This window comes from Sphingomonas sp. BL-S-28 (assembly GCF_055521515.1).
The window spans coordinates 803105-826564 of record NZ_CM145484.1 but is presented as its reverse complement, the minus strand read 5'-3'; the positions used below and the strand labels follow the sequence as shown (position 1 = coordinate 826564).

The 23460-nt window shown below is 65.5% G+C and carries 9 protein-coding genes and 1 pseudogene; 1 reads left to right on the top strand and 9 read right to left on the bottom strand.

All coding sequences use genetic code 11. From position 1 onward, the window contains the following. The first annotated feature begins 689 nt into the window (after positions 1-689). Positions 690-1184 carry a DinB family protein gene (locus ACZ1JC_RS12655; protein ID WP_465136525.1) on the top strand — a complete coding sequence of 165 codons (495 nt, stop codon included), beginning with the start codon at positions 690-692 and terminating at the stop codon, positions 1182-1184. 124 nt (positions 1185-1308) lie between these two features. Here ACZ1JC_RS12655 and ACZ1JC_RS12650 read toward each other — a convergent pair whose 3' ends face one another. The 9 genes and pseudogenes from ACZ1JC_RS12650 to ACZ1JC_RS12610 all read right to left on the bottom strand — a co-directional run bounded on the left by ACZ1JC_RS12650 (position 1309) and on the right by ACZ1JC_RS12610 (position 23426). Next, a complete protein-coding gene (locus tag ACZ1JC_RS12650) occupies positions 1309-1995 on the bottom strand; it encodes a hypothetical protein (RefSeq protein WP_465136526.1) in 687 nt (228 codons plus the stop codon). 962 nt (positions 1996-2957) lie between these two features. Further along, positions 2958-3254: pseudogene (locus tag ACZ1JC_RS12645) on the bottom strand (IS3 family transposase); the annotation flags it as partial. A gap of 327 nt (positions 3255-3581) precedes the next feature. Further along, positions 3582-4778: an HlyD family type I secretion periplasmic adaptor subunit gene (locus ACZ1JC_RS12640; RefSeq protein WP_465136527.1), complete on the bottom strand. Its 1197-nt coding sequence runs from the start codon at positions 4776-4778 to the stop codon at positions 3582-3584. Next, positions 4775-6919 carry a type I secretion system permease/ATPase gene (locus tag ACZ1JC_RS12635; RefSeq protein ID WP_465136528.1) on the bottom strand — a complete coding sequence of 715 codons (2145 nt, stop codon included), beginning with the start codon at positions 6917-6919 and terminating at the stop codon, positions 4775-4777. The genes ACZ1JC_RS12640 and ACZ1JC_RS12635 overlap by 4 nt, the downstream gene beginning before the upstream one ends. Continuing rightward, on the bottom strand, positions 6912-8351 hold the full coding sequence (locus ACZ1JC_RS12630) for a TolC family protein (protein WP_465136529.1): 1440 nt from the start codon (positions 8349-8351) through the stop codon (positions 6912-6914). Before ACZ1JC_RS12630 ends, ACZ1JC_RS12635 begins: the two co-directional genes overlap by 8 nt. Positions 8352-8395: 44 nt before the next feature. Next, complete coding sequence (locus ACZ1JC_RS12625) at positions 8396-19054, bottom strand: Ig-like domain-containing protein (protein ID WP_465136530.1); 10659 nt, start codon at positions 19052-19054, stop codon at positions 8396-8398. A gap of 570 nt (positions 19055-19624) precedes the next feature. After that, entirely contained in the window at positions 19625-20311 is a 687-nt protein-coding gene (locus tag ACZ1JC_RS12620) for a response regulator (protein ID WP_465136531.1), read from the bottom strand. Then, positions 20308-22959 carry a DUF4118 domain-containing protein gene (locus tag ACZ1JC_RS12615; RefSeq protein ID WP_465136532.1) on the bottom strand — a complete coding sequence of 884 codons (2652 nt, stop codon included), beginning with the start codon at positions 22957-22959 and terminating at the stop codon, positions 20308-20310. The genes ACZ1JC_RS12620 and ACZ1JC_RS12615 overlap by 4 nt, the downstream gene beginning before the upstream one ends. A 182-nt stretch (positions 22960-23141) precedes the next feature. Beyond that, complete coding sequence (locus tag ACZ1JC_RS12610) at positions 23142-23426, bottom strand: hypothetical protein (protein WP_465136533.1); 285 nt, start codon at positions 23424-23426, stop codon at positions 23142-23144. Positions 23427-23460 lie beyond the last annotated feature (34 nt).

The window sequence follows — 23460 nt, the reverse complement described above, 5'->3', positions numbered from 1 at the left end:
CCGGAACAGGGTGGAGGACCTGGGCTCCGCCCAGGTTGCGGCTCGCCATGGCGGGGCTAAGGGGCCGTGACGCCCCCCGTCACCCTGGAGCCGAGGCACACGCCGACGCGCCGCAGGCGCGGAGACCGCTGACGGGACGCGATGAGCGTCCCGTCCCGCCAGCGATCGTCACGGCTATGCCGACGAGACGCTGCAGGCGGCTCGGTTGAGCGTCAGCGAAATAGAGCGCGGCCGTGCCTTGGCACGGGGCAGCCAGATTGGAACCTCACAACGAAGGAATTTGGTCTGTGACTACCTACTGAGTCAGGAACAATCAGGTATTAACCTTGCCTCCGTCCCCTCGGGCCGCAAGGAACGACGGCTTCCGAATAAACCAGCCACTCGCAGGGCATTGGAGATGGGCCGCGGGCGGTACGCTTGCTGGGGGGCAGCCGCGTGGGTCCCGCCCTCCAGGCGCGTATCAGCCAAGGGTTGAATTGGGCGGCCCGGCGAGGGGAATAATGTTGGGACGTTCAGTTTGAACTGAAAGGCGGTAACAGCAACCCGTGCGTCCTAGCGACAGGTCTCCCTGCGGCATAACGCTTTGCTACGTAGAGTTATGGGAAGCGGTGAAAACCAAGCCGCTGGTCATTAATCATTGCGCAAGCCATCCTTTGATTCCAAAGATGTATCAATAGGACGGAGAAACGATGAAAATGGCATGGCTACGACGCACAGCGATGGCTGCTTTGTTATTGGTTCCCACTTCTGGCTCAATCGCGCAGGTTCCACCGCCTCCAATGCCCACCGATCAAGTCGACGTGGCGCACAGGATAGTTCAAGCCTTCACAACCAAGGATGAGTCGGCATATTCCGCTCTTCTTGCGGACAACGTTTCGGTTTTCGAAGACGGACAAATGGTCGCAAAAGGGAAAACTGAGTGGCTCAAAGCGTTTGGACCCAAACTCACTGCAAGCGGCGTCTCATTCAAGCTTTCGCCCGGTTATGCCTCTTCGGGCCGCATCCTGTTTATCGAGTATTTCAATTCTATGGCGAGCTGGGGCAGGACGCCCCCCCCTGACTGTTGCTGGGGATATGATGCGGTTGCCTACGATGTCGCAAACGGGAAAATTACGACCATTAGGCGCCTTCACGGCGGAGCGTCTAAACTCGACGCCGATGGCAAGACGATTGGCAAGCAATAACTATGTTGAGCCACCACGAAGATTCAAAAGATCGGAATGGAGATAGAGCAATTGCCACTTGAGGGGCTTGACCGGCGGCCGAGTATCGAGCAGCCGGACAAGCCCCTCAGCGTTCAACGTTTAATCACTCGTAGCCGTTTTCCGGCGTGAAGTTCCAGTTGGCTCCGCCACCTGCCAAAAACCTTGCGATTGTGTTGGCACGTGCTTCATTCGCTTTGAATTGGTCACTGCTAGGATATTGGGCGAGTTGGTCGGCATAAGAGAGTCCTGCGCCCGGGCCATTCCGATAAGCTTCCCACAACTGTGCGTTGTAGATCTGCATAGCCTGTAGCGCATGCGCGACCTCGTGAAAAACGAGGTAGGCGAGGCCGCCCGTTAGAAGGCTATACTGGCGGAGTGCCGTCACATTGATGGTGACTGGCACTTCGGAATTTCCTTGGCCCACCAGATTTTCGCCAGCACGGCCTGGGCTGAAGATCTGATTTGTGGCGGTGAACTTCAGGTTGCGCAGGATCCCGACAAGCTCTGCATTGGAGATCTGGCCAAGGATCGGAACATTGATCAAATGACCACCACCGCCGGCAAAGGCGTTTTGGTAAATCGATAAACTCGCCTGCTTCATTTTGGTGCCGATTACGGTGATGTCATCACCCACGACATCTGCTTGTTTATCGAGGATGACCTTGTTTGGTCCAAGCCAATACTGCTGAGCCTGTGCAATGAGTATTTGCTGTGTACCTACAGCAGGCTGGGTGCCGGTATTTCCTGCATCTATAGTTCCAGGATATGCAGTTACAATAATATCGGTCATAACAACTCCAAAAAATGCTAATTAGGAAAATATAGACTTTCCACGAAACTATTAAAAATGCTTCGTAAAATATTATTTATTGTATAAATTGTAAATTGATCTTTTTCAGCGCACGCGCTTCGCGACTCTTCTCTGCGCCGACTCGACTATTGTCGGTTGCCTGATTGGATATTCGGTTGCTACATGAGCGCCTCCATTTTCTCAGAGCAGGGAGGCAGCATCGTAGGAAAAATCCTACAATGCAACAGGACAAGTCCTACAAAATTCATTATGGCTTGGGCCCCCACCATGTGGGACTGCCATTGGATGGCGACGTCGTGGCGCTGAAGGGCGTTATTCCGCCGTTAACGCGCTCATCGTTTCACCATTGCCCGCACCGCCACGGCATCGGCAGAGTAGCCAAAGCGGAGCGCGAGGAGCCTGTCAGCGGGCGTGTACCTCCGCAATGCGGAAACATCAGCTTAGGGCGCGACATTTCACAAAGTGCTGAATGTAGGCCGCATTCCGATTTGCGATACGCTGCTCAGCGCCACGTTCGGTCAATAACCTTAAAACCCTCTTCGCACTTGGTCGGGCATGCAGCGAAATTCACATATGAAATTTCCTAGACAAGTAGGAAATTTCATATGAACATAATGGGAACATTATGTCGGAGTCGATTATGTTGATCCAGGAAATTGAAAGTTTTTTAAAAACCTATCGCATGCCTCCTGCGCGCTTCGGTCGAGAGGCTATGGGCGATCCTTCGTTCGTATTTAGGCTTAAGGCCGGGCGGAACGCCCGCTCGTCGACGGAAGTGAAAGTGCGTGCCTATCTAGCCCGGCAGTTGGAAGACGCCCCATGTTAGGCTCATGAGCTGTATTTACGGGAGCGGCGGTGCCGATCCCTACAGGGCTTCATGTATCTGCCGCACTGGGGGCGTGCGGTATCGTGTCTCTTAAAGGCGAATGTCGCATTGACTTCACGAAAGCCACGTAGACGAAGGCAGTCCACGTGTGGACGTAAGTAAAATCGACCACCCACAAGGCGTTGGGCCGGGCAACGCGAAACTCGCGGTTGACCTTATCGAGCGGGCACAGCGCCTTTGGGTTGCTGACGGTCGTGATCGTCCTCCTTTCCGGCGAACGCCTGACAGCCCATGGCACGCATCAGTCGCTCCACCGTGCATTTGGCGACCGCGACGCCCTCGCGCCGCAATTAAGCCAGACCTTGCGAGAGCCATAGACGCCATAGTTGGCTTCATGGACGCGCTTCATCTGTCCACGCATTTCCTCGCCGGTGCGCCCGCTTATCAACTCGGCACCTTTGCCCTGTTATTGACCGCAAGATGCACTATGTGGGCCGATAAAATCCACAGCTCCGACAGATCTCAAAACATTTCTTGACGCATCGCCCGCAATGAAAGAAATTCCTCTTGGTTCACAACGAGACGTTATGTGAAACCCATCACAAGAAATGGAGTCAAAATTGGGGCCAAATGACATCTTTTCATGATTTTTGCATTTTTTGATCAAATACATATCGAATCTATTGGAAGCACGTAAGCGGCACCACTTTCCCATACAATCAGCCTCAAAGCCCACGGCCTAGCGCTCGCGCATGGCTTCGCGGGCCTTGGTGATCGGCTTCATCAGGTATTCCAGCACGGTCTTTCGGCCGGTGCGCACCTCTACCGTGGCTACCATGCCCGGCATGATCGCGTGACTGCGGCCGTCGCGCGTGGTCAGGCTGGACTTCGCGGTGCGCACGTAGACCCGGTAGTAGACTTGGTCGCGGTGCACTTCGTCCTGCAGCGTGTCCGGCGAGATGCGGTCCACCGTGCCTTCCAGCGTGCCGTAGATCGACGGGTCGTAAGCGGTGATCTTCACCGTCGCGGTCTGGCCGGGGCGGATGAAGGCGATGTCGCGTGGAGACATGCGTGCCTCTATCAGTAGCTGCTTTTCCAGCGGCACGATCTCCATCAGCGATCCGCCGGGCTGGACGACGCCGCCGATTGTCGTGATCTCCAGATTCTTGACGATACCGCGCACCGGTGAGGTGAGGACGGTGCGGTCCAACTGATCGCGGCGACCGCCAATCACTTGCACCACCTGATCCAGTTCGGCGCGGGTCTTCGCGTAGTCGGCGCTGGCGTCGATCACGAACTGGTTGCGCAGGGAATCGAGCTTGGCCTGAATCTCGTTCTCCTGCCGGCGAAGCTGGATGATCTCCACCTGATTGGCGGCCCCAAGCTCCACCAGTGGCTCGGTCATCGCCAGTTGGCGGCGGGTGAGCGCCAATGACTGGCTGAGGCTGGCGGTTGCCACTTCCAGATTGCGTCGGCGCGAGCGCATCAATTCCATTTCGCGCCCGACCAGCCCGGGGACTTCCTTCACGTCCTGCGGGAATTGCGGTTGGCCGCCGCTGATCTCCGCCTCCAGCCGGGCCGATGCCGCTTCCAGCGAGCGTGCCTTGGCTTCCGCCTCGCCGAGCATCGAGCTGAAGCGGGCGCGGTCCAGCCGGGCCAGCTTTTCGCCGGGGCGGACGATGTCGCCTTCGTGGACGTAGATGCCGTCGACGATGCCGCCCTCAAGGCTCTGGATCGTTTGCGAGCGCGAGGGCGGCGTCACCTTACCCGGGCCGGTCGCCACTTCGTCCAGCACGCCGAAATAGGCCCAGACGAAGAAGGCCAGCACGCCCAGCGAGAGGATCGGGATAATCCGCAGGCGTTCCAGCGCGTGGAGCCAGCGCGCCTCACCCTCACCGCCGAGACCGTCGAATGCACTGGCGGACATCGTGGTCATGCGCGCTTCTCCTGTCCCGCTGCCCCACCCGCCAGCACGGGCAGCACCGCGCTCTTGGGCCCATCCAGCGTCACCCGGCCATTGTCCATCAGCACCACCCGGTCGACCAGATCGAGCAGTCCGGGCCGATTGGTGGTGACGATCAGCGTGCGGCCGCGCAGCCATTGGCCGAGGTTGGCGACAAGATTGCGCTCGCTGATCTCGTCCAGCGCGGCGGAGGGTTCGTCCAGCAGCAGGATATTGCTCTTGCGCAGCAGCGCGCGTGTCAGCAGCAGGGTCTGGCGCTGGCCGCCGGACAGGCCCGCGCCGCCCTCCTGCAGCAACAGGTCCAGCCCCTGTGACTGGTTCTGGACAAGCCCGATGCCGCCGGTGACGGCCAGCGTGCGCAGGATCTCCTCATCGCTGACGCCTGGCGCACCGACCGTGAGATTCTCGCGGATGGTGCCGAGGAACAACTGGGCGTTCTGTCCGAGGTAGGAGGTATCGCGCCGGATATCCGCCGGGCTGATCTGAGCCATGCCGGTGCCGTCCAGCAGCGCCTCGCCGCTCGTCGGCAGGGCAAGGCCGGATAGCAGGCGCAGCAGCGTGGATTTGCCCGCGCCGATGCGGCCCAGCAGCGCCACGCGCTCGCCCGCCGAGATGGACAGCCGATCTATCTTCAGCGCGACGGACGCCTCCGGATCGTAGGCATAAGTGACGTCGCTCAATTCGTAGTGGCCGCGCAGCGAGGGACGGCGGAGCAGGCCGCGTTCGGGATCGTGATCGACCGGCTTGGTGAAGAGTTCCTCCAGCCCGGCCAGCGCGATCTTCGCGTTCTGCCAGCGGGTGAAGACTTGCCCGAACGGCACGAACAGCACGAGCGCGCGACTGGTGAGAATGGAGCAGGCAATCAGCGCGCCCATCGTCATCTCGCCATCCATCACCCGGAACGATCCGGCGACGATCACCACCGTGTAGGCTAACTGTTGCAGTGTCTGCGTCCAGTTGACGAACAGCGCGGAAAGGAAGCGTTGCTCCGCGCCGACGCGGGTGCCGGTGAGGGTCAGGCGTTCCCACAGCGACTGGAATCGGGCCTCTGCCTGCGCGGCCTTGATCTCGTCTATCCGTTCGATCGATTCGACCAGGATGGCGTTGCGCAGTGCCGCTTCGCGCATGCCTTCGGTGGCAAGGCGTGAGAGCGGGCGTTGCAGCAGCAGGCCGGGCAGCACGATCAGCAATGCCGCACCCACCAGCACGAAAGTCAGCTGGCCGGCGAGCAGGGAGAAGAGCAGCAGGAACATCGCGATGAACGGCAGGTCGATCAGCGCCGAGATCGTCGTGGAGGTAAGCATTTCGCGTAGCTGTTCGATATCGCGAAGCTGGGCGATCAGCGCGCCGGTCGAGCGGGGCCGGGCATCGCCGCGCAAGTCCAGCGCGCGGGCGAAGACGCGGGACGATATGGCAATGTCTGCCCGCCGCCCGATCTTGTCCACCAGCTGCACGCGCGCGGATCGCAGCAGCAGTTCCAGCATCAGCGCCATGGCCGTGCCCAGCGCCAGCACCCAGAGCGTGGGGATGGACTGTGCCGGGATCACCCGGTCCCACACTTGCATCGCGAAGAGCGAGGTGGCGAAGGTCAGCAGGTTGCCGGTGAAGGATGCCAGTGCCACTTCGCCATAGCCGCGCCGGTCCCCGGTGATGATGTCGCGCAGCCACGATTTCGCCGGGCTGCGCAGGAATTCGTCCAGCCGGGCATCGCGGGCGCGCGTGGACAGTGGCTCCACGAAGCCGACGCGGCCGGTAGCCTGCGCGCGCAAGGTTTCCAGCGGCAGTTCCACCGGCGCATTGCCGCCCGTGCCCGGCAGCGTGGCCTGAACGTGATCGGCATGGCGGGCATGGACGATGGCGGCGCCATTGTCGTTCAGTTCGAAGATCGCCGGCAGCAGCATTGCCGGCACTTCGTCGATCCCCGTGCGCAGGATTTCGAAGTGCAGCCCGGAAAGCCGCGCGGCATGCGCCAGCGTCGCCTCGCTACCCTGCCCGTCGCTCCAGTAAAGGCGGCTGACGAGTTCGGGCTCGCCCACCGGAACCCCTTTCAACCGGCCAAGCGCCGCGATGGCAGCGATCCAGGACTTGTTCGCGATTGCGGGACCTTCAGCCATTCGGGTCGTCTTCCTCGCTGAGATGAGCCGGCAGGCCGAGCGACGGCCGCAGGCTGCCGCACAGGTTTTCGAACCGGACGCGGGCTTCCATGATGTCATGCTCCGCCACGATGCGGGCGCTGGCGGCGCGGTAGATTTCCAGCTGGGTGTTGAGCAGTTCGGTCAGCGTCCGCTTGCCCAGCTTGTATTCCTCCAGGAATATCCGGCTGGCTGTCTCCGCCTGCTCTTGCTGCAGGGCATAGGCGCCGATCCGGGCATTGCCGCTGCGGATTTCCTGCTGGGCGGACAACGCCCGCCCGCGCGCCTCGATCACCGTGCTGTCGCGCGCCGCCTCCGCCGCGCGGCGATCTTCCTCCGCCGCTTGGATCAGGTAATGGTCGCTGCGGCGATAGAGGCTGCCAGTCACCGTCATCGCCGCGGTCAGCGAATTGTCGCGCGAATTGTAGGTATAGTTGTTGCGGGTATAGCCCAGTTGCAGGCCCAGCCGGGGATAGCGTTCGGCCTTGGTCTGGCCGATCTTGGCGGAGGCGGCATCGGCTGCCTGATCGGCTGCAGCAACGGCCGGCAGCTTGTCATAATCCGGCTCCTGATCGGCGGGTTCGAAGCGCGAGATCAGCGCCGAGGCATCGGTCAGCCGCTGCGGCATCCCGCCGATCAGATTGGCGAGCGCGGCGCGCGCCATCGCCGCCGACGTCTGCGCCTGGATCGCATCGCCGCGCGCGCTTTCCACGCGCACATCCGCCAGCATCAGGTCGGACTTGTCCGAAATCCCGGCGTGCACGCGCAGGCCGATCAGTTCGCGAAGATGGGCCAGATCGCCCAGTTGCGTCTCCGCCGCCTGCGCGAGCATCTCGAAACGGCGCACTTCCAGAAAGGCCAGCGCGCTCTGTTCGGCCAGTTGGTCGGCGGTCGCCTCCCGCTCGTACCAGCGCTGGCCGGTGGTGGAGCGGGCGGCACCGATCTGCCCCTTGGAGCGGCCGAAATCCCAGACCTGCTGTTCAAGATACACACTGGGGCCGGCCATGTTCTCGTTGACGCCGGAACTGTTGGTGCCCGCCAACATGTGTGGCCCGAGGTTCGCCTGATAGGAAACCTGCGGCGTCCAGACCGATCGCGCCGCACCCAGATCCGCCCGCCCGCGTGCGAGCGCCGCATTGGCCCGGGCGACGTCCGGATGGCGCGCCAGCGTCAGCGCGACCGCCGTCGCCATATCGAGTTGTGCCGGAACCTCGGCCGAAACCCCGCCAGAACCGCCACCGGAACCTTGGTCCGGGATTTCGTCCGGCACCGGGTCGGGCATCCGGCCCGCGCCCTCAGCCGCCTGCTGCGCGGAAATGGCGGGAAGCTCGCCCTGTTGGGCGCCGCTCCGCTGCGCGATCACCAATCCCATCAAGGCACCCGTCATGGCAATCGTGCGAAGCTTCAGCGTCATGCGCCCTCTTCATTTTCGGCAAAAGCGACCCCCTCCCCGTCCGGCTAGACGACCACCATCACCGCGTGCTCGACGTAGATGTCGGTCGAACCAAGGGTGAAGTGGTTGTAGGCCTCTCCATTGATCAGCGTCTGGCCGGTCTGCACCGCGCCGGTCATCGTCACCGAATCGTTGCCGTCGCCCAGGATCGTCAGCGTGTGGTTGCTGTCGGTGGCGCGCAGCACGCCAGCCTCGGTCAAGGTGACCTGGCGGCCGGCATCGCCGCTGCCGAGGTCGATCCGTTCGATATTATGGATGTTGGTGGCGGTGTTGAGATTGAGCACCGGCCCCGTGCCGGTGGTGATCACCAGCGTATCGGTGCCGGCCCCGCCGTCGATCGAGGTGTCGCTGGCGTCGTAGATCAGCGTATCGTCGCCATTGCCGCCGTTCAGCGTATCGGCCCCGGCACCCCCACGCAGCAGATCGTTGCCGTCCCCGCCGTTCAGCGTGTCATTCCCCGCATAGCCGTAGAGTCGGTCGTTCCCGGTCGTGCCGGTCAGCACGTTGGCGCCGGAATCTCCCTGGAACAGATTGGCGGAGCCACCCGAATTGAGCAGGCTGAGATCGAGCAGCGAACCCACCGAGGACGAACTCGTAAGGTTGGTCGTATCCGTGGCCGAAATCGACATGGCCGTCAGCACGTTCAGGCCCAGCAGCGTGACGTCCTGCTGGAAATGGACCGAAGCCAGGAGCTCATTCACCGCCAGGTTGTCCATCGCCCCGCCGCCGACGGCAGTGATCGTCAGCGTCGAACTGGGTGCGATCAGGCCAAGGATGCCCGACGAGTTGCTGACCGATATCTGCAGGCCAAGCTCCGCCGCCAGCGCCGCCGAGGCGGTGAGCGTATAGGCACCCAGATTCACCGACAGCAGCGGCGCATAGCTGACCTGCACGCTTCTGAGATTGTTGTTGACGTCCATCGCCGTCAGCGATTGCGAACTGAGATCCAGCAGGCCCAGCGCCTCCACGCCCACCAGCCCCAGCAGCGCGGTGCCGCTGGCCTGCACCACCGGCGCCTGCTGCGTAACCGCCGCGATCGTGAAAGTCTGGGTAGTGCCGTTGCCCAGGTTGCCTGCGGCATCGACGATGCGCGCGGCGATCGTATGCGATCCTACCGAAAGCGTGCCGGCTCCGTAGAACCAGCTGGTGCCGGCCGATGTGGCGTTGATCCAGGTGCCGCCGTCGATCTGAACCTGCACCCGTTCGCCCGCCCCCAGCGCAGTGCTGAGCGTGCCGCTGATCGTCGGGCTGTTGTCCTGCGTGCTCCAGTCCCCCACGGTTCCGGTATCGACCGACAAGGTGGTGACCGCGATGGTCGCGGTGGGCGGCAGGCGGTCCAGCGTCATCGCATAGGCAGTGGACGCCGCGCTGGCATTGCCCGCCGCATCCAGTGCCACCGCCGTAAAGCTGTGCGCACCGTCGCTGGCCAGGGCGGATGGCGTGAACGTCCATACGCCTGCACCGTTGGCGGTGGTGGTGCCCACCACTGCGGCGCCGTCATAAATGACAATGGCGGTATTGGCGGTGGCGGTGCCGGTCAGCAGCGGTGTGGCGTCGTTGCTGACGCCGCCGTTCGCCACGATGCCGGTGTTGGGCGCGGCATCGTCGGTAATGCTGACGATCGCGGGCACCGCCGGCGGGGTGGTATCGACGGTGATGGTGAAACCGGTGGAGGCAGGCCCCTGATTGCCGGCGGGATCGGTGGCGCGCGCGGTCAGCGCGTAAGTACCCTCCACCAGTGCGGTGCCCGGCGTGAAGCTCCAGTTGCCGCTCTGGTCGGCCAGTACGTTGCCGATCGCGGTGCCGTTGGCATAGACCGTGACGGTCGCGCCGGCTTCGGCCGTGCCCTGCACCAGCGGAGTGGTGTCGTTGGTGACCCCGCCATTGGTCACGGCGCCTTGCACGGTGCCGAGATCGTCGGTCACGCTGGAAATCGCCGGCGCCAGCGGCGCTGTGGTATCCACACGCACCACGAAGGGGGACGACGCCGCGCCCTGGTTCCCAACCGCATCGGTGGCCCGCACCGTCAGGCTATGATCGCCCACCGACAAGGCGACGGGCGGCGTGAAACTCCATGCCCCCAGGGCGCTGGCCGTGGTCGATCCGATCAACGCGCCGTTGTCGTAGACGGAAATCGTGGCATTGGCCTCCGCCGTGCCGGCCAGCGTCGGCTGGGTATCGTCGGTACTGGCACCGTTGGTCAGTGCGCCGGTTCGCGTACCGACGTCGTCGGTCGCCGAAACGATGATCGGGGCCGCCGGTGCGGCGGTGTCCACGGTCACCACGTAAGGCGTGGAAGTAGCGCCGACATTGCCGGCCGCATCGCGCGCGATGGCCGTCAACGAATGCGTTCCATCGGAAAGCTGGCTGGGCGGGGTGAAGCTCCAGGCGCCAAGACCGTTCGCCGCTGCCGTGCCCAGCAAGACGCCGTTGTCATAGACATAAACGGTCGAATTCGCTTCCGCGGTTCCCGCAAGCAGCGGCGTGGCATCGTCGGTTCGCCCGCCGCTGAGCACGATTCCCTGCGCGCTGCCCACCTCGTCCGTAGCGGAGGCGATCACCACCGCACCCGGCGCGCCGGTATCGACGGTGAGTGTAAAGGCCGCAGTGGGCGCGCTGGGATTGCCGGCGGGATCGCTGGCGATCACGGTCAGCGAATGCGGGCCCGTGGCCAGGGCGGCGGAAGGCGTGAAGCTCCACGCGCCCAATCCATCGGCCGTCACCGAACCCAGCAATGCGCCGCCGGCGTAAACCGCAACGGTCGAACCGGCATCGGCAGTGCCGGCCAGCGTCGGCCGCGCGTCATCCGTCACCGCGCCGCCGGACAGCGGCCCCTGGATCGTGCCGATATCGTCGGTCACCGAAATCAGCACCGGCGTCCCCGGTGCCGCCGTGTCCACCGTCAAGGTGAAGCCCGCCGATGCGCCGCTGGCATTGCCCGCAGCGTCGACCGCCACCGCCGTGAACGTATGCGCGCCGGCGCCCAGCGTGGGCAACACGAAGCTCCACGCACCCGTTCCATCCGCGGGGGCCGAGCCGAGCAGCGAGCCCCCTTCGTAAATCCGGACCGTGGCATTGGCCGCCGCGGTTCCGGTCAGCGTGGGCGTGGTATCGTCGGTCACCCCCCCGGTAAGGATCGCCGCCTGCAAGGCGCCGACATTGTCCGCCGCGCTGGCAATGACGGGCGCGAGTGGCGCGGTAAGGTCAACCACCACGGTATAGGGGGCCGACAGCGAACTGACGTTGCCCAACGTGTCGGTCGCCGTGATCGTGAAAGCGTGGCTGCCTTCGCCCAAGGGCGCGGGCGGCGTGAATATCCAGGCGCCAAGGCCATCGGCGGTCGTGGTGCCAAGGGGCACTCCTCCGTCATAGACGGTGATCGTGGCCCCGGCCTCCGTCGTTCCCGAAAGTGTGGGGGTCGTATCGTCAGTGGAAGCGCCATTGGATACCGGCGCGAGCACCGATCCCACATTGTCCGCAACGCTGGCGATAGAGGGGGTTGAGGGGCCCGCGCGATCGACGATCATGCTTCCCGTCGCCGACAAGTTGCCGGCTGCATCCTCCGCTCTGGCAAGGATAGCGGTACCGTCGATCAGCGGCGTCGCGGGCGTGTAGGACCAGTGGCCCGAACCATCGGCAACGACATCCCAATCGAAAGTGCCATCGCCGTTGGTGTCGAGATGGACCGTGGCCCCCGCCTCCGCCGTGCCGGTTATCGTCGATCCGTTGGTGGCATCGATCACCGGAATGCCGGGGGCGATCGCATCGATCGTGAAGGCAACCGGGGTGCTGTTCAAGCTTTCCAGCGCACCATTGCTGGCAGTGGCGGTAATGCTGTGCGGGCCGTTCCCCAAGGTAATCTGCGCCACCCAGTTCCCGCCGGAGCCTACGGGCACGGAGGTGACGAAAACGCCATTGTCATAGATATTGATGGTGGCACCAAGGTCGCCCGTGCCGGAAATGTCCAGCTGCGTGTCGTCAGTCAGGCCGCCATTGCCGATAGGTCCTTGGTGCGTGCCGATATCATCCGAAATCGTGGGTATCGAAGGAACGGCCGGGGGCGTCGTGTTGAGCAGCGTATCGACGATGGTGCTCACCGTCCCGCTGAGATTGCCGGCCGCATCCACGGCCCTCACACTGACGACCGTGGTATCGGCCAGCGCCGGACTGAAAGTGACGCTCCACGCATTGAAGCTGTCCACCGTGGTGGTCGCGTCCGCAACGCCATCGCCGGTATAGTCGATCAGGATGGTCGATCCCGCCTCGCCAGTGCCGGTCAGCGTGCTGCCGTCCGTTTGCGACACGGTAGGCGTGGGAATGACCGTATCGACGGTGATGGTGTAGACCGCCGAAAGAACGCCGGTGTTTCCGGCCGTGTCTGTCGCGGTCGCCTGGAAATCGTATGTGCCGTCGCCCAAGCCCGGCGTGAACGACCAATGGCCGGTGCCGTCCGCCACGGTCGTCGCCGGATAGGCGATGCCGTCGATGTACAGCGTGACGGTGGCGCCGATCTCGGCCGTGCCGGAAATCGTGAACGACACGTCATTCGTCGCGCCGCCCGGGGCCACATTGCCCGACTGCGGCGCGGTATGATCCTGCACTCCGGTGATAAGCGGCGCGGAAGGCGCCACAGTGTCCACGGTGAAGGTGAAGCCCCCGCTTGCCGTACCGATATTGCCGGCCCGATCGGTGGCCGTCAGGGTGATGGTATGCGAAACCGATCCCAGCGGACTGGTCGGGGTGAAGCTCCACGCCCCGACTGCGTCTGCCGTCGTCGTGCCGATCTGGACGCCATTGTCGTAGACGGTCACCGTGGCAAAAGCCTCGGTCGTGCCCGTAAGTTCGGGCTGACTGTCTTCGGTAATGCCGTTGAAGGCGATGCCGCCCTGGCTGGCGCCCTGATCGTCCGTCACCGCGATCAGCGTCGGCGGATTCGGTGCGCTGGTATCGATCGTGACGGTGGCGGGGAGAGAGGCGTTGCCGGCCGGATCGATCGCGGAGACGGAAACGGCCGTGCCGCCACCCGGATTGCCGGCGAAAGTGTAAGTCCATACGCCGGAACCGTTGGCCTGGACCTGGGCATCGACCGAACCGTTATTGCCGATATCGATGGCAATGGTGGCATTGGCCTCGGCCGTGCCGGAAAGCGTCACTCCGTTGGACGGATCGATCAGCGGGGCGGCCGGGGCGGAGGCATCGATGGTGAAGGTGAAGGCAGGCGACTGGGCGCTGACGTTCCCCGCCACATTCGTCGCGCTTACCGTGATGCTTTGCGCGCCGGGGGCGAGCGTGGGTGTATAGTTCCATGCGCCGCTGCCATCGGCCGTTGTCGTGGCAATCAGCGCACCGTTGTTGAAGATCGATATCTGCGCGCCGCCCTGCGCCGTGCCGGTCAAGGTGGGTGTCGTATCGTTGGTCAGCCCGCCGTTGGAGACGGCACCCACGATCTGCGTCGCATTGTCCGTGACCGAGGCGATCTGCGGCACGGCAGCCGCGGCGGTATCCAGCGTCACCGCATAGCTGTTGGAAACGGGCCCCGAATTGCCCGCAGAGTTGGTGGCGATAGCGGTGAAGACATGCGCGCTGCCGGCAAGCGGAGTGGCCGGCGTTAGGGTCCAGTTGCCGCCGGAATCGGCGGTTGTCGTGCCGATCAGGATGCCGTTGTCGTAAACGGAGACATGGGCGTTGACGGGCGCAGTGCCGCCAATCGCGGGCTGCGCATCGTCCGTGGTCGTTCCGCCGGCAACGTTGCCCTGCCGCCCGCCGATGTCGTCCGCCACGGTGAGGATAACCGGTGCGGCCGGCGTGCCGGTGTCGACGGTAATGGTATAGCCGGCCGAAACCGGCCCCAGATTCCCGCTGGCATCGGTGGCCGTGGCGGTCAGCACATGGGGCCCGGGGATCAGCGCGGTACCAACCGCAAGGGTCCAGGCACCGCTGCCGTTAGTTACAGTCTGGCCGATCAGGATGCCGTTGTCGTAGACAGTGACGATCGATCCCGCCTCGGCCGATCCGCTGATCACCGGCAGGATATCGTCGGTGCCGCCGTTGTTGGGGACCTGCCCCTGTTGCAGGCCGACATTGTCCTCCACACCGGAGATCGTCGGCATGGCCGGGGGCGTCTGGTCGATAGTGACGCGCGTGGCGGCCGAGGTATTGCCCACCGCATCACGCGCCGCCACCGTGACCGTATCCCCGTCCGGCAGCGGCGTGACGGGCGTGTAGATCCATTCCCCCAGACCGTTCGCGGTGGTCGTGGCGTTGATTATACCGTCATCGTCGAAGTCGATCAGGATCGTGGCATTGGCTTCCGCCGTGCCGGTCAGGACCGAGCCATCGCTGGGATCGATCGTGGGCGGAGGTGGCGGCGCCAGATCCACGCCCAACGCGAACGCGGGCGAGGGTCCGCTGGCATTGCCGGCGGCATCGGTAGCGGTGGCAGTGAAGCTGTGCGCCCCGGACGCCAGAGCGGTTGTCGGCGTGAAGGTCCAGCTTCCGCCTCCCGTCGCCACCACGCGGCCGATCTCGATGCCGTTGTCCAGGATCGTCACCGTGGCGCCCGCCACTGCCGTGCCGGAGAGCGTGGGCAGGATATCATCGGTGATCGCACCACCGGCCAGCGGGCCGATCACCGTCCCGGCATCGTCCAGCGCCCCGATGATCGCCGGAACCGCCGGCGCGACCGTGTCCACGGAAATCGTGAAACCTGCCGAAGTGGCGCTTCCCGTTCCGGCGGCATTGACGGTCTGTGCCGTAAATACATACGTGCCGTCGCCCAGCGCCGCGCCGGGCGTGTAGGTCCAGTTGCCCAACCCGTCCGCGTGAACGGTGGACACCGCCACGCCATCGCGCAGGATCGTGACGTCCGCATTGGCAAGCGCGGTTCCCGCCAGCGTCGGCCGGGTATCGTCGGTCGTGCCGCCGGCGGCCACCGGCCCGCGGATCGATCCCACGTCGTCCAGCGCGCTGACGATTACGGGCGCGGCAGGAATGCTGGTGTCGATAGTGACGGTCCATCCGGCGGAATCGGCGCTGGCGTTGCCCGCCGCATCGGTGGCGGTCGCCACGAAGTTGTGGCTGCCGGGCAGGAGCGCGGTGCCCGGCGTGAAGATCCAGGCGCCGGAGCCATTGGCCAGAGCCGTCCCCAGCAATGCGCCATTGTCGTAGACCGTCACTTGCGCGTTCGCTTCGGCCGTTCCGGTTAGCAACGGCCGCGTATCGTCAGTCACGCCGCCTGCGGCCACGGGCCCGACGGCGCCGCCGATATCGTCGGTCACCGACAGGATCGTCGGCGCGGCCGGCGCGGCGGTGTCTATCGTAAGCGTGAAAGCCGCGGATGCCAGGCTGACGTTGCCGGCCGCATCGGCGGAGCTTGCCGTGATCACGTGGCTGCCCGTCCCCAGCGGCGTCACCGGCGTGAACTGCCAGAGCCCGGCCCCGTCGGCCACGGTCGTGCCGATCAGTACCCCGCCGTCGTAGATCCGCACGATCGCCCCGTTGTCGGCATTGCCGGTGAGCACGGGCTGACCGTCATCGGTGATCGCACCGCTGAGGATGATGCCCTGCGCAGCGCCCGCGTCGTCCTGCGCGTAAGCGATTACCGGGATGGAAGGGGGCACGGCATCGACGGTAGCTGACGCGGGCGGCGATGCATTGCCGGCCGCATCGGCGGCGGTGGCGGTAACCACGCTGCCATCGGCAAGCGGGGTTGCCGGCGTGAAGCTCCAGTTGCCGGACAGGTCGGCCTGCACTTGCGCATCGGGCGTGCTATCGCCGTTGAGGTCCAGCAGCACGGTCGCCCCCGCCTCGGCCGTGCCTGTCAGGACGGTGCCGTTGGTGGGATTGAGGACCGGCGCCGCCGGGGCGATCGTGTCCACCGTCAGCGCGAACGGGGCGGAGGGCAGGCTTTCGTTGCCGAGAGTGTCGGTGGTGGTGGCGGAAAGGCTGTGCGGCCCTTCGCTCAGCGAAAGCGGAATGCTCCATTGGCCGGATCCGTTCGCCTGGGTGCTGCCCACCAACACGCCGCCGTCGTAGACCGATACCGTCACGCCCGCTTCGGCAGTGCCGCTCAGCACCGGTGCGGGATCGTCGGTCACGGCGCCGCCGGCCAGCGCCCCCTGGATCGTTCCGATCGAATCCTCGGCAGAGAGAATGTCCGGCACCGGTGGCGGCGTGGAATCGATCGTGCCATCCACCGCCTCGCTGACCGCCGGGGACGTATTGCCCGCTGCATCGGTGGCCGTCACGCTCACATTCGTGCCCGTGGGGAGAGCGGGCGCGAAAGTCACGCTCCAGCGCCCGTCGGCATTGGCCACCGTGCTTGCATCGACAGTGCCGTCACCGTTGACGTCGACGGAGATCGCCGCCCCCGCCTCCGCAATGCCGGACAGGGTCGTGCCGTCGGACGGATTCAGCGTCGGCGCCGCGGGCGCGGTCAGGTCGATCTCCACCGCATAGCCGGAGGATGGACCGCGCGTGGTGCCGCCTTCCATCGTGGACGTGACGGAAAAGCTGTGCTGCCCCTCACCCAGCGTGGGCGCGTTGAAGCTCCATGCCCCCGATCCGTCAGCGGTAACCGTGCCCAGCAATGTGCCATTGTCGAAAATGCGAACGGTGGAACGGGCTTCGGCCGTGCCCGCGATAGCCGGCGTGGGATCGTTGCTGATGCCGCCGCTGGCAATCGTGCCGGTGCCGCTGGGAAAATCGTCGATAACGGCGGTGACGATCGGCGCCACGATCAAATCGCTGTCGACCACCACCGTCGCGGGTGCGGACGTGTTGCCTGCCGCATCGGTGGCCGTCACCAGGATCGGCGTGCCGTCCGCAATCAGCGTGGACGGCACATAGCTCCAGTTGCCGTTTTCGCCGGCCCGGGCCGTGCCGTCCACAGTACCGTCGCCATTGATGTCGATGCGGATCAGGGCGCCGCGCTCTGCAGTGCCCGTGAGGCCAGCCCCGCTGGTCGGCGCCACGGCGGGGGCTGCGGGCGGCGTGGTATCCACGGTAATCATGAACGGCGCGGAATCTGCGCTGGTGTTACCCGCCCCGTCGGTCGCCGTGAACGTCAGCGCATGTTCGCCCTCTGCCAACGGCGTGTCGGGCGTGAAGCTCCAGCGGCCATCGCCGCCTACCGTGGTGGTGCCGACCGGCTGGCCATTGTCGTAGACGGTAATGATCGCGCCCGGCTCCGCGCCGGTGCCGCCGATCATCGGCAGGCCATCATCGGTGGACGACCCGCTGGGCATATCGCCCTGGATCGTGCCGACATTATCCTCGGCCGATCCCGTCGTCGGGACAGGCGGCGGCGTGGAATCGACGCCGTAATCCACCGTCACCGTACTGTCGGGCGAGACGTTGCCGGCCGCATCGACGGCCACGGCATGGATGGGCGTGCCGTCGGCCAGCGGTGGGCTTAGCGTGATGCTCCAATTGCCCTGCGCATCGGCAGTGGCCGAAGCATCGGCAGTGCCGTCGCCATTGGTATCGACCTTGATCGTGGCGCCCGGTTCGGCGGTCCCACTCAGCGTGGTGCCATCGGTCAGGTTCAGCACCGGCGCCGCGGGCGGGGCGGTATCCACGATCACGACATAAGGCGCCGATTCGGCGCTGACATTGCCCAGGCGATCGGCGGCGGTCACCGTGAAGCTGTGCGATCCGTCGGGCAGGGCAGTGGCAGGCGTAAAGCTCCAGCTGCCGTCGGCACCCGCCGTGACCGTGCCGACCAGCACCCCTCCATCGCGGATCGTAACGGTCGCGCCCGCCTCGGTCGTGCCACTCAGCGTGGGGCGGGTATCGTCCGTCGCGCCGCCGGCCGGAACCGGGCCCTGCACGGCGCCAGCATCATCCACCACTCCGCCGATGGCAGGAACCGCCGGAGGCGCGCGATCGACAGTGATCGATGTGGGATTGCTGGCATTGCCGGCGGCATCGACGGCGGTCACCCGCACCGTGATCCCGTCCTGCAGGGGCGTTGCGGGGGTATAAGTCCAGCGGCCGTCCGAACCGGCGGTGACCGTGGCTTCCACGGTGCCATCGCCATTGACGTCGATCCGCACGGTGGAACCCGGCTCCGCCGTGCCTTGCAAGGTGCTGCCGTTGCTGGGATCGACCACCGGCGCGGCGGGCGGCGTGGTATCGGGCGGCGTGCTGCCGCTGCCTCCACCATTGCCGCCACCCTTGCCTCCACCGCCACCGGCCGCCAGCGCGACGCCGCCGGCCAGGCCGGCCACGCCCAGCCCGATGAGCGCCGGGCTGATCCCGCCGCCGGAAGCCGCTGCCGCGGCGGCACTGCCGCCCGCAACGGATGCGTCCAGCGGCGAAAGGCTGTAATCGATCGCCTCGCTGGTCGCATCGGTGGGCGTAAAGCAGGCGGCATCGCCCAGATGGGCCAGCCATTGCCCGGTGCCGGAGGGGTCGGCAAAGGCAAGCTGCCCGACATCCTCCGGCGGACAGGCGAAATAGCCCTCCAGCCGGATGCTGGATCCATCGTCGAAACGGATGATCAGGTCATCGCCCTCTCGCGCCATGGCGGTAACCGACTTGGGCGATGCGTAGACCTTGACGGTGGATCCGGGGTGGACCGGCAGCGCGCTCTTGCCGCCATGGGTGACCGTGGTGCTTACCGCCTTGGTGGCGCGGTTGGTGACGTCGACGCGCGTATCCATCGCATGGTCTCCCATTGAACGCCGTTGCCGGCAGGCGCCGCACCGCGATCGCGCGCGGTCGGCTCATGGAAAAGGGACATCGAACCGGAGAGCATAGGAGGCCGGCGATCGCCGTTACGGCCGATCACGGCCGATGCCCGGGCAGGGGCTGGTGGATTGCCGGTGCTGTGCGAACGGCGGGTTCGTGTTTCCCCCCTACGGACAATTAGGCTTATTATTCGATGGGATAGTACCGCATGCAGACGACGAATAGCGCTTTCCGATCCAATCTGGACCCAACCCGGGCCAAACTGTGGCGCGCGGCTCTAGCGGGCGGCAGCGCCCGGCCGCCCGTCCGGCGCGCCCCTCGGATTGGCCTGCCTCGCGCGCCGGTGCAGGCTCATGCTGTGCAGCGCACAAATTCCATCGCATCCGGATCGAACTGGCATAGCCACGCTTCGGGCCGGCGTATTAAGCGTTCACAAATGAACGCAGCGCGCAGTATTTGCCGCGCCTGGCGATTCTACCCAGCTTGAAAACACTCCGGTTCCCCGGGGAGGGGGAAAGGCAGCCGGGATTCTAGACCCGGCCTCAGTCCTGGCTCACCAGCCGATAGCCGACACCCGGTTCGTTGCGCAGCAGGGTGGGATTGGCGGGATCGTCCTCCAACTTGCGGCGGACGCCGCGCGCGGCGACGCGCAAGTATTCAACATCGCTTTCGTGTCCGGGCCCCCAGACAGAGCGCAGCAATTGCGCATGGGTGATCACTCGCCCCGAATTGCGCGCCAGTTCGGCCAGAAAGCCGTATTCCTTGGGCGTCAGATGCACTTCCGCCCCGGCCTTGCGTACTATCCGCGCGACCAGATCGATCTCCACGTCGCCGCGCCGCACCGGGCGTTCGGCCGCCTCGGCCGGGATGCGGTGGCGCAGCGCGGTGCGGATGCGCGCCAGCACTTCCTCGCTGTCGAACGGCTTGGCCACGTAATCGTCCGCGCCAAGGTCCAGCGCGGCCACCTTCTGGTCGGTCGCCTCACGCGCGGAGACGACGATGATCGCCGCCTGCGCGCGCATCAGCGGGATCAGTTCTAGCCCGTCACGATCGGGCAGGCCCAGATCGAGCAGCACGACCTCGGGCTTGTCGATGGCCATGGCGTTCAGCGCCTCGCGCGCGGTGCCGGCCTCCACCACGGCATAGCCGGCGCGGGCGAGCCCGGCGTGGAACAGGCGGCGGATGGCGGGCTCGTCATCGACGACGAGGATGGTGATTGTCTGCGTCATATTTCCGGCCATTCCTTGAGATGGGCCTTGTCGAACTGGATGGTGAAGCGGGCCCCTGGGCCGTCCTCGCGATTGGCGGCGGTGACGGCAAGACCCATGGCCATCGCGAACCCCTTGACGATGGCCAGGCCAAGCCCGGTGCCACCCTTGCGGTCCGACCCCTCGATCCGGGTGAACGTCTCGAAGATGCGTTCCTCCTCACCCGCCGGAATGCCGGGCCCACGGTCGCTCACCGTCAGCACCAGCCCATCGGCCACGCGCCGCGCGCCGATGGCAATGGGGGCATCGGGATCGCCGTACTTGGCGGCATTCTCGATCAGGTTGGTCAGGCAATGGTGGAACAGGTTGGGATCGACCAGCACCATTGGCGCATCGCGTGCGATCTCCAGCTCTACCGCATGCCCGATCAGCAGGCCGCGCAACTGGTGCAGCGCTTCTGCCACCGCCTCGTCCAGATCGACCGGCTCGATCTTGCCGTGCAGCGCCCCCGCCTCGATCCGCGCCATGTCCAGCAGGTTGGTGACGAAGCGGTGCAGCCGCTCCGCCTCCCCCCGCGCCGCGGCGATGGGGACGGCCTGCTCTGGCTCGCTCGCCTCGATGGCGGCCAGGGTGCCCATGATCGTGGTGAGCGGCGTGCGCAGATCGTGGCTGACCGAGGAGAGCAGCGCATGGCGCAGCCGGTCGCGCTCGCGCGCCTGCGAAAGCTCCGCCATCTGCCCTTCCAGCGCCATGCGCTCCAGCGCGAGGCCCGCCTGATCGAGCAGGCTGAGCAGCAGCGGCAACTGGTCCGGCCGCACGGCGGTACGCGCATCGCTGCGGGCAAGGCCGAAAACGCCCATCACCGCGCCGCGTGCGGCCAGCGGGTGGAACAGCCATTCGGACGCGGTCAGCGTGTCCGATCCCTGCCCGGCGGGCGTATTGTTGTCGAAAGCCCAGTTGGCGGCGGCCAGGTCCAAGGTTTCCAGCCGCGCCGGGCCCGGCCAGCTCCAGCGGCGCGAGAGGCCCTCGTCGCCCGGCATCAGCAGCACGGTATTGCCGTCGAACAGGCGGCCGATCTCTCCGCAGAGCACATGCGCCAGTTCATCGATCGTGCTGATACCGGTGAGTTGTCGGGCGAATCCGGCCAAGGCGCTGTTCTGCGTGGCACTCGCCTGCGCCTGCAGGGCATGTTCGCGCACGCGGGCGGCCAACTGGCTGGACAGCACGGCCACGCCCAGCAGCACCAGCACGGTGATGAAATTGCGCGGATCCTCAATGGTCAGTGTATGCGTGGGCGGCAGGAAGAAGAAGTTGTAGGCGAGCGAGGACGCCAACCCCGCCGTCAACCCGGTCCGCAGGCCATAGCGCGTGGCCGCGACCATGACCGGCAACAGGTAGAGCAGCCCCAGATCGGTGATGTTGCCGCTGGAGAGGATCAGCGTGCCCACCAGCGTGACCACCGCCGTCAGCCCCAGCGAGACGAGATAACCGGTCGGCGATCCCCACTGCCCGCCCGGCCGGTGCCCGGGATCCCGCGCCTCGCCGCCCGTCGTCGGCACCACCTGGATCGACAGGCCGGGCATCTCGCGCACCAGCCGGTCGACGATCGATCCGTGGCGCAGTTCGAACCAGCGCGACCGGGCGGACTTGCCGACGATCAGCTGCGTCGCTCGCGCCTGCGCGGCAAAGCTTTTCAGCCCGTCGAACACCGTTTCGGCCGGCAAGGTGGCCACCTGCCCGCCCAGCTGCGTCGCCAGATGGAGCGCTTCGGCAAGCTGGGCATTCTCGCCATCGGTGAACCCAGCGGCGCGCGGCGTTTCGATATGCACCGCCGTCCACGGCGCCCGCAGGGCATCGGCCAGGCGCTTGGCCGCGCGCACCAGTTCCAGCGCGCCGGGCTGCTCGCTCACCGCCACGACCAGACGGTCGCTGGCCGCCCAGATCCCCTCGATGGCATGGGCGCGGACATATTCCAGCATCTGCGCGTCGACCGTCTGCGCCGCATAACGCAAGGCCATTTCGCGCAAGGCGGAGAGGTTCGATTTGGAAAAGAACGCGCCCAGCGCCCGCGTTGCCTCGTCGGGCACGTAGACTTTGCCCTGCCGCAGCCGCTCGATCAGTTCGTCGGGCGGAATGTCGACCACTTCGATCTCGGCATCGCCCAGGACCTTGTCCGGCAGCGTTTCGCGCACACGGACCTTGGTGAAAGAGGCGACGACGTCGTTCAGACTCTCGATATGCTGGATGTTGAGGGTGGACCAGACATCGATCCCGGCCTCCAGCAGTTCCTCCACGTCCTGCCAGCGTTTGTCGTGGCGGCTGCCCGGCGCATTGGTGTGCGCCAGTTCGTCCACCAGCACCAAGGCCGGGCGGCGGGCCAGCACCGCGTCGATATCCATCTCGTCCAGCACATGGCCCTGATAGGGCACATGGGTGCGAGGGATCGTTTCCAGCCCGTGCAGCCGGGCCGCCGTCTCCGCGCGGCCGTGCGTTTCCACCACGCCCACCACCACGTCCACCCCGGCGGCGTGACGGGCGAGGCCCTCCCCCAGCATCTCGTAAGTCTTGCCCACGCCGGGCGCGGCACCGAGAAAGATCTTCAGGCGGCCGCGATGCTCCCGCACGGCGGCGCGCAGCAGGGCTTCGGGATCGGGGCGCGGTTCGTTCACGGCTGCGCTTGTGCGCTGCGGGCAGCCCGGCTGTCGAGAGCCAGATTGACGCCGGACGGGCCGGACACGGGAAGAGCCGCCTCGGGGCGAGTCCCCGAGGCGGCAGGTGTCACCAGGTAGGAAGGACAGGGAAACCTGGGGATTCTTGAAAAGGCGGTGCGGCGGCACGATTCATCGGCGGCTCAGAAGTGACCGGGCAGATCGATCTCGCGGAACAGGCGCGGCCCCCACAGGGCCAGCGAGAGGCCAAGGCTCAGCAGCCCGATGAACACCGCACAAAGGCCCAGATCGGCCACCGTGGGATCGTGCAGCACCGGCGTGATCGCCATCCGGTGCTCGGCAAGAATGACGCGCGATGCCGCCAGCAGGCACAGCAGGCCTGCCGCGCGCATCGCGATTTCGGCCGGCCACCAGCGCTTTCCCGCACGCAGCGCGGCCAGCCGGTGGGGGGACAGATATCGGCGCATGGCACCATACTCCCGTCAGTGGATGACGGGTGCG